The organism is Stenotrophomonas sp. 3diitr2024, from assembly GCF_042136455.1.
In the GTDB taxonomy this organism is placed as follows: Bacteria; Pseudomonadota; Gammaproteobacteria; order Xanthomonadales; family Xanthomonadaceae; genus Stenotrophomonas; species Stenotrophomonas sepilia.
This window is the reverse complement of sequence record NZ_JBHHMJ010000363.1, coordinates 1-334: the sequence shown is the minus strand read 5'-3', so window position 1 is coordinate 334 and position 334 is coordinate 1. Positions and strand designations below refer to the sequence as shown.

General features: G+C 67.4%; 1 pseudogene. It reads right to left on the bottom strand.

Annotation, left to right across the window (positions count from 1 at the left end):
• A pseudogene (locus ABGA94_RS09190) lies at window positions 1-334 on the bottom strand (hypothetical protein); the annotation flags it as partial.

The window sequence follows — 334 nt, the reverse complement described above, 5'->3', positions numbered from 1 at the left end:
TCGGTGGCTTCCGCCATCCGCCGAACCTGGACGGGATGGAGTGGTTCATCGGCGAGGTCTTCGCCCACATCCGCGCCCAGCTACCGGAGGTACGCCTGCACTGCATCGGCGCCGCGGCCACGGTCACGCCACGACGGCCGGTCAGGCCGTGGTAGTACTGCCAGTATTCGTTGAAGCGCGGGTCGTCGTTGATGTTGGTGACTTCAACGTTCTCGCCGAGGAAGCGCGCGTCGTCCACGTCGCTGCGCACGCGCTCCACCGCTGCCACGCTTTCCGGGCTGGAGCCACTGCGGCCGAACGACACCAGCAGGGTCGGTCGGTCACGCTGCAGGTA